Origin of the sequence: Nocardia aurea, assembly GCF_003123685.1 — a bacterium.
In the GTDB taxonomy this organism is placed as follows: Bacteria; Actinomycetota; Actinomycetes; order Mycobacteriales; family Mycobacteriaceae; genus Nocardia; species Nocardia aurea.
This window is the reverse complement of sequence record NZ_QCYJ01000114.1, coordinates 1-6,333: the sequence shown is the minus strand read 5'-3', so window position 1 is coordinate 6,333 and position 6,333 is coordinate 1. Positions and strand designations below refer to the sequence as shown.

7 protein-coding genes are annotated in these 6,333 nt (G+C 68.6%); 1 reads left to right on the top strand and 6 read right to left on the bottom strand.

Going from position 1 to position 6,333, the window contains the following annotated elements; genetic code table 11:
* Positions 1–112: 112 nt before the first annotated feature.
* Positions 113–376: an HAD family hydrolase gene (locus DAT37_RS46265; protein WP_332873357.1), complete on the top strand. Its 264-nt coding sequence runs from the start codon at positions 113–115 to the stop codon at positions 374–376.
* A 15-nt stretch (positions 377–391) separates the two neighbouring features.
* On the opposite strand, the gene DAT37_RS26100 is transcribed toward DAT37_RS46265, so the two are convergent.
* The 6 genes from DAT37_RS26100 to DAT37_RS26075 all read right to left on the bottom strand — a co-directional run.
* The gene (locus DAT37_RS26100) at positions 392–1,927 is read right to left on the bottom strand and encodes an AMP-binding protein (protein ID WP_109527524.1); all 1,536 of its coding nucleotides are present in this window, start codon (positions 1,925–1,927) and stop codon (positions 392–394) included.
* Positions 1,928–1,937: 10 nt separating this feature from the next.
* Positions 1,938–3,383 carry an aldehyde dehydrogenase gene (locus tag DAT37_RS26095; RefSeq protein WP_109527523.1) on the bottom strand — a complete coding sequence of 482 codons (1,446 nt, stop codon included), beginning with the start codon at positions 3,381–3,383 and terminating at the stop codon, positions 1,938–1,940.
* Positions 3,384–3,420: 37 nt separating this feature from the next.
* The gene (locus tag DAT37_RS26090; RefSeq protein WP_157978706.1) at positions 3,421–4,935 is read right to left on the bottom strand and encodes a helix-turn-helix domain-containing protein; all 1,515 of its coding nucleotides are present in this window, start codon (positions 4,933–4,935) and stop codon (positions 3,421–3,423) included.
* Between the two features lie 166 nt (positions 4,936–5,101).
* Complete coding sequence (locus DAT37_RS26085) at positions 5,102–5,872, bottom strand: SDR family oxidoreductase (protein WP_109527521.1); 771 nt, start codon at positions 5,870–5,872, stop codon at positions 5,102–5,104.
* Positions 5,869–6,000 (bottom strand): helix-turn-helix domain-containing protein, encoded by a 132-nt coding sequence (locus DAT37_RS45685; protein WP_109527520.1) that lies wholly within the window; start codon positions 5,998–6,000, stop codon positions 5,869–5,871. Before DAT37_RS45685 ends, DAT37_RS26085 begins: the two co-directional genes overlap by 4 nt.
* A 2-nt stretch (positions 6,001–6,002) precedes the next feature.
* Positions 6,003–6,333, bottom strand: a 331-nt coding sequence (locus tag DAT37_RS26075; RefSeq protein ID WP_408637440.1) for an AMP-binding enzyme, incomplete at its 5' end; no start/stop codon positions are given.

The following is a 6,333-nucleotide window of genomic DNA, read 5'->3' as shown; positions in this document are numbered from 1 at the left end:
GAGCCGGATCGCTGCTCGTAGAACACGAATGTGGGCGCCTCTCCGGCGCCGACTTCGAGCTCGGCCTGGTGAGAAGGCTGGCCGAGCACGGGGTCCGCGTGACACCCGGCCCGTGGCGATCGTGTCGAACTCGCTCGGAGACGACTGTTACCGGGGGTTCGATCTCCACGCGATAGCCGACGTCGTGGTGATCTCCAGCGAAATCGGCGTACGGAAGCCCTCGCGCCGAATCTACGAGGTCGCCTGCGAACAGCTGGACGTCGAACCGGCAGCCTGCCTCATGATCGACGACCTGGACCAGAACCTCGTGGTGCAGCCCGGCTGGGAATCGCCGGACTGCACCACGTGGACACCGCGAGGACGGTCCAGACCCTGACAGAGCTGTTCGGCATCAGGCGCCGCGTAGCTCCTTCCTGAGAATCTTGCCGCTGGCGGACTTCGGGATGGCGTCGATGAACTCCACGACGCGTACCCGCTTGTGCGGAGCGACCCGGCCGGCGATGTAGGCGAGCACCTCCTCGCGCGTCACTTCGGAGCCGGGAGGGCGCACGACGAAAGCCTTGGGAGCCTCATCGCCCTCCCAGGGGATGCCGATCACCGCCGCGTCCGCGATCTCCGGATGGGTGAGGAGCTCGGCCTCCAGCTCGGCTGGGGCGACCTGGTAGCCCTTGTACTTGATCAACTCCTTCACTCGGTCGACGATCGAGTAGGTCCCGTCGGCGTGGGCGACGGCGACATCCCCGGTGCGGACCCAGCCGTCGGGAGAGAGCATGCCGGCAGTCGCCTGTGGCTGGTTCAAGTAGCCCTTCATTACCTGAGGACCTCGGATCAGCAGCTCGCCGGGGGTATCGAAGATCGATATATCCTCACCGGCAACGACGTCGACGAGGCGCGCCTCGGTGTTCGGGACCAGTTTGCCGACCGTGCCGTACGGCGTGGTCGGCTCGGAGTACGACGCGGCGTGGCTGACCGGGGAGAGCTCGGTCATGCCGTACCCCTGCTGAACCAGAACGCCCAGCCGCGAGGCGGCAGCAGCGGCCAGGTCGGTGTCAAGCGGCGCCGCCCCGCTGAAGAGCAGCTTGAGCGAGGACAGGTCAAAGTCGGAGACGATGGGGTGCTTGGCCATGGCCAGGATGACAGGCGGGGCCACGAAGGCCTTGGTGATGCGGTGGTTCTGCAGCGTGGCGAGGAACTGCGCCAGGTCGAAGCGCGGCAGGGTGACGACGGTGGAGCCCGTCACGAGGCTCGAGGTCATCACCACAACCATGCCGTAAATGTGGAAGAACGGCAGGATCGCGACGAGCTTGTCCTCCGGTGTGTTCTGCAGCAACGGCCGGATCTGGGCGAGATTGGCCACTAGGTTGCGATGGGTGAGCATGACCCCCTTGGGCAACCCGGTTGTGCCGCTCGAATACGGCAGGACCGCCACATCGGAGGCAGGGTCGAACCCGACGGATGGAGCCGGATGCCCGGCTGCCAGCAGTTCCTGGATGGTGTGCTCGTCGAGGACGTCGGTGACTCCCGCCTCCTTGGCGGCGGGAGCCGCGCGGTCCATGAAGGGCGAGACGGTGACGAGGATCTTCGCGCCGGCGTCGGTGAGCTGGTGGCCGATCTCCCTCGGCGTGTAGAGGGCGTTGACGGTGGTCACAGTCGCGCCGGCCATGATCGCACCGAAGAAGACGATTGGGTAGAGCGTGGAGTTGGGACTGAGGATCGCGACCACGTCTCCCTTCGCGATGCCGCGGGCGGCGAAGGCTCCTGCCATCGCCGCGATCGACTCGGCGAGTGAGGCGTAGGAGTACTCCGCACCGTTGATGCCGTCCACAAGGGCGGTGGCGGAGCCGTGGGTCGAGATCTGATCGAGGACGTAGTCATGGGCGGTGACGTCGGGGATCTCGACGTCCGGATAGGTACTGGTGAAGGACATGCGAACGGCCTCAGACGTAGATGGACTTGAGCTCGAGGTAGCCGGCGAGCCCTTCCGGGCCGAGCTCCCGGCCCAGGCCGCTGGCCTTGACACCACCGAAGGGAGAGCCAGGGTCGGCCAGGTAGCGGTTGACTCCGATCGTTCCGGTCCGCACCTGCCTGGCGATCTCGGCTCCCCGTGCGGAGTCCGCGGTCCAGACGGTGCCGCCGAGGCCGTACTCGGAGTCGTTGGCGATACGGACGGCGTCGTCGTCGTCGGTGTAGGGAATGATCGACAGCACCGGTCCGAAGATCTCCTCCTGGGCGATGGTAGAGCGGTTGTCAACGTCGGCGAAGACTGTCGGCTGGACGAACCAGCCCCTGTCGAGGTGCTCGGGACGGCCGCCGCCGACGGTCACTCTGGCGCCTTCGGCCAGCCCCTTGGCGATGTAGGACTCGACCCGTGCCCGGTGGGAGGCGGTGGCCATGGGCCCGATCTGGGTGGCCGGGTCGAGCGCGTCCCCCACCGCCAGCGAGGAGGCCAGCGTGGAGAACGCGTCCACGACCTCGTCGTAACGTGATCGCGGTGCCAGCACCCGCGTCCCGGCGAAGCAGGTCTGACCGTTGTTGATCAGACAGGCGACGAACAGGTCTTGGCCGATCCTGGTCAGGTCGAGGTCGGCGTCGTCGAGCACGATGGCTGCCGACTTGCCGCCCAGTTCGAGACTGACCGGCCGCAGCAACCGCCCGCAGACCTCGCCGATGGCGCGACCGGCGGCGGTCGAACCGGTGAAGGCGACCTTGTCGATCCCGGGATGCCGCACCAGGTAGGCGCCGACCTCTCGACCGGCGGGGACGATGTTGACGACGCCCGGGGGCAGGCCGGCGGCCAGGACGGCGTCGGCCAGCAGGTAGGCGTCCAGCACCGTCTCCGGGGAAGGCTTGAGCACCATGGTGCAGCCGGCGGCCAGGGCGGGGCCGAGTTTCCAGGCGGCGAGGGCCTGCGGGTAGTTCCACGGCACGATGGCCGCGACCACACCGACCGGGCTGCGCTGGATCACCGCATCGCCCATCCCCAAGAACCCCGGACGCGGCTCCTCGAAGGCGGTCGAGCGGGCCAGGGCAGCGTAGTAGCGGAGGACGACGGTGGGGAACCCCACCTCGAACTGCAGCGAGATCCCCAGCGGCATGCCGTTCTGGCTGCTGACCCTTGGGGCGATGTCGTCCCTCCGCTTGTCCAGTTCGTCGGCCAGGCGCTCGAGGGCGGCGGCGCGCTGCTCGGCCGAGTAGCCGCCCCAGCCCTGCCGGTCTTCGAACGCCCGGCGAGCGGCGGCGACCGCCGCGTCGACGTCGGCTGCCGTGCCTTCGGGCACCTCGCCGATGACCTCTTCGGTGCTCGCGTTGAGGACGGTGATGCGCCCGCTGCCGGACGGCTTCGCCCACGTGCCGTCGATCAGGAATGTCTCGTAGTCCACCATGGCGCCATGGTGGACGCGGGCCGCACACCTCGACTGTTCAGATTTTGAACACCTTCATCCGGCTGTAGAGAGTGGTCCGGCTGATCCCGAGCAGCCGCGCGGCGCGCGCCTTGTTGCCTCCCGCGGAACGTAGCGCCTGGGTGATCGCGGCGTACTCGGCTCGCTCCAGTGCCGTGAGCCGCCGGGAACGCGGGCAGTCGCGGTGGCCCGGAGGCAGGTCGGCCGCGGTGATGTCACCGGTACCGCGTCGCTGGAGGACCAGCTCCACGACGGCGGCCAGTTCTCGGAGATTGCCCGGCCAGTCCTGGGCGGCCATCACCGACAGCGCCGCCGGCGTGAAGCGCACATTCCTGCCGCCGGTCATGGCTGCAACCAGGCCGGGGATCTCGTGAGCGCGCTCGCGCAGGGGTGACAACTCCAGCCGGTAGGGGCAGAGTGCCAGCAGTTCAGCGTGCTCCTGCACTCGAGTGCCTGTGAGGGCCACTCTTCCTACCGCGGTGTCGAGGATGCGTGCGGCGCGGAGCGCCACGGCAGGCGGAAGGAGTTGGACGTCCTCCACCCCGAGCAACCCGGGGTGAGTCTCGGCGAGCGCGCGCAACCGGTCGAGCCAGGTCGTCACGTCGCTCATTGCGTCGATTGCTTCCACGACCACCAGATCGTCGCCGCCCGCCAGCTCGCGCAGCCTCGTAGTGCGCCCGGTACCGGGTTCGCCGGTGATCAGTACGCGGGAGGCGGTCCACCCAGGTGCGGAGGTGCGAGCGGGCGGTTCGCGGAGCTCACAGAGCACGGCGGAGGTCTGCTCGATCGCGGTCAGCTCCGCCATCACCTGCTTGCCGTACCGCAAGTGAACTGTCCGAGACGCGGGCAGTCCGCGGAGCATGGCGTAGTCAGCGGCCTCCAGCAGTTCGGCCGCGGCGGCATTGGCCAGCGTGACATCCTCGCCCAGCACAAGCACGGGCCGTCCGGTACGCGCCGCGGCGCGGAAAGCCGCCAGCATGCGGCGTTCGCGCTCGCCGGCGGCGTCCGCCAGCTCCCGCTCCAGGTCCATGACCACGCGCCCGAGCAGGGGCGCCAAGGCGATCGAGTCATCTTCGGCGAAGCCGACCAGGCTCAGGCTGCCCTGCAGGCGGCGTGTCACAGGGTCGCGGATCGGCCGGCCGTAACAGCTGAAGATCCGCAACGATTCCAGATAGTGCTCGTCACCTCGTACGGCGACGCCCCGACGCAGCTCGTGGACGGTGGCGACCGAGTTGGTTCCGCTCGTCTCTTCAGTCAGTTGGCGCCCGAGCAACGCCCCGGCCTGCTCCAGCCGGTCGAGCAGGCCCGGGTGCGGGCAACGGACGTCGGTGAGGCAGGCCCGCCGGTCGGCAAGGACCACCGCCAGGCGTGCGCCGTCCAGGTCCTCCATCAGATGGTCCAGGATCGGTGCGGCGAGGGTGACCAGCCGCCCGTGGGAATCGACCTCCTCCAGCGCGAGCTCGTGCAGGGAAGCGGATGGATCACAGCCACCCATCGCTGAGCGCTTCCACGAGAACGTGATATCCGGCCGCATCGTCAGCCGTCCCTGACGAGACCTTGCGCGACCGTGATGAGCTCGGCGGCCTGGACCAAGGGCCGGTCCGTCACGGACCGGCAATGCAGGCCCGGGCCGGCGGGACCGGCCTGTGGCCGCAGGACAGGCAGGATCTCCGCGTGGAGCGCTTCCGGGCTCGGCATGGTCAGGACACCTTCGCCTGCAGGCGGCGCATTCCGGCCAGCCAGCGGTCATAGTCACTCGCCTTGCGCCGGAAGAACTCCAGCACTTCCGGATGCGGGAGGATGAGGAAACGCTCCTCCTCGACGGCCGCGAGCACGTGCGCGGCCACCTGTTCAGGTTCCAGTACGGCTCCCGCCGCCCGCACGGCCTGCGCGCCCATGTGGCCGTCACCGAGCATGGCGGTGTTGACGCCCATCGGGCACAGGCAGCTCACCCGCACGCCACGGTCGCCGTAGGTGACCGAGAGCCACTCGGCGAAGGCCACGGCCGCGTGCTTGGTGACGGAGTACGGCGCCGATCCGATCTGGGTCAGCAAGCCCGCCGCCGAGGCCGTGGAGACGAAGTAGCCTTCGCCTCTTTCCAGCCAGCGTGGGACGAGCAGGCGAGCGGCCCTGACGTGAGCAAGTACATTCACATCGAGGGCCAGCGCCCACTCGGCGTCGTCCTCGGCCAGTCCGTCACCCACACCGACGCCGGCGTTGGCGAAGAACAGGTCGACCGGTCCGATCCCCTTCTCCGTCCGGGCGATGAGGTCGGCCAGCTCGGCGGCAGAGCTGACATCGGCGCCGACCCCTAGAAGCGCGCCGCTGCTCTCGGCCGCGGCCTCGGCGTGTGCATGGTCGAGGTCGGCGATGACGACGCGAGCGCCCGCAGCCACGAGCCGGGCGGCGAGCGCGGCGCCGATACCCCCGGCGCCACCGGTGACAATGGCGGTCCGTCCGGACATCTTCATAGGAAAATCACCTTCACATTCATGTCAATGGGGCGGGACAGTCCCACCTGCTCCGCGGTCGCCGTGAACGAGCCGGTGCGGTGGACGGCCAGGAACGTTCTCAGCAGGTCCAGCGAGCCGTTTGGCATTCTTATCGGCCACCTTTTGAGAGTGTCGCCGGGTCGATGTCACGCTTCTGGATCTTCCCGGTTGGCCCCTTGGGCAGTTCGTTCACGAAGGCCACCAGGTGCGGCACCTTGTATGCCGACAGCCGTTCCTTGGCCCACGCCCGCAGCCCGTCCACAGTCAGCGCTGCTCCGGACCGCAGGGCGATCACCGCGGCCACCTCCTCGCCGTAGTGGTCGTCGGGCACCCCGATCACCGCCGCTTCGACGATGTCCGGATGCTCGTAAAGCACCTCCTCCACCTCTCGGGGATAGACGTTGTATCCGCCCCGGATCACGAGGTCCTTGACCCGGTCC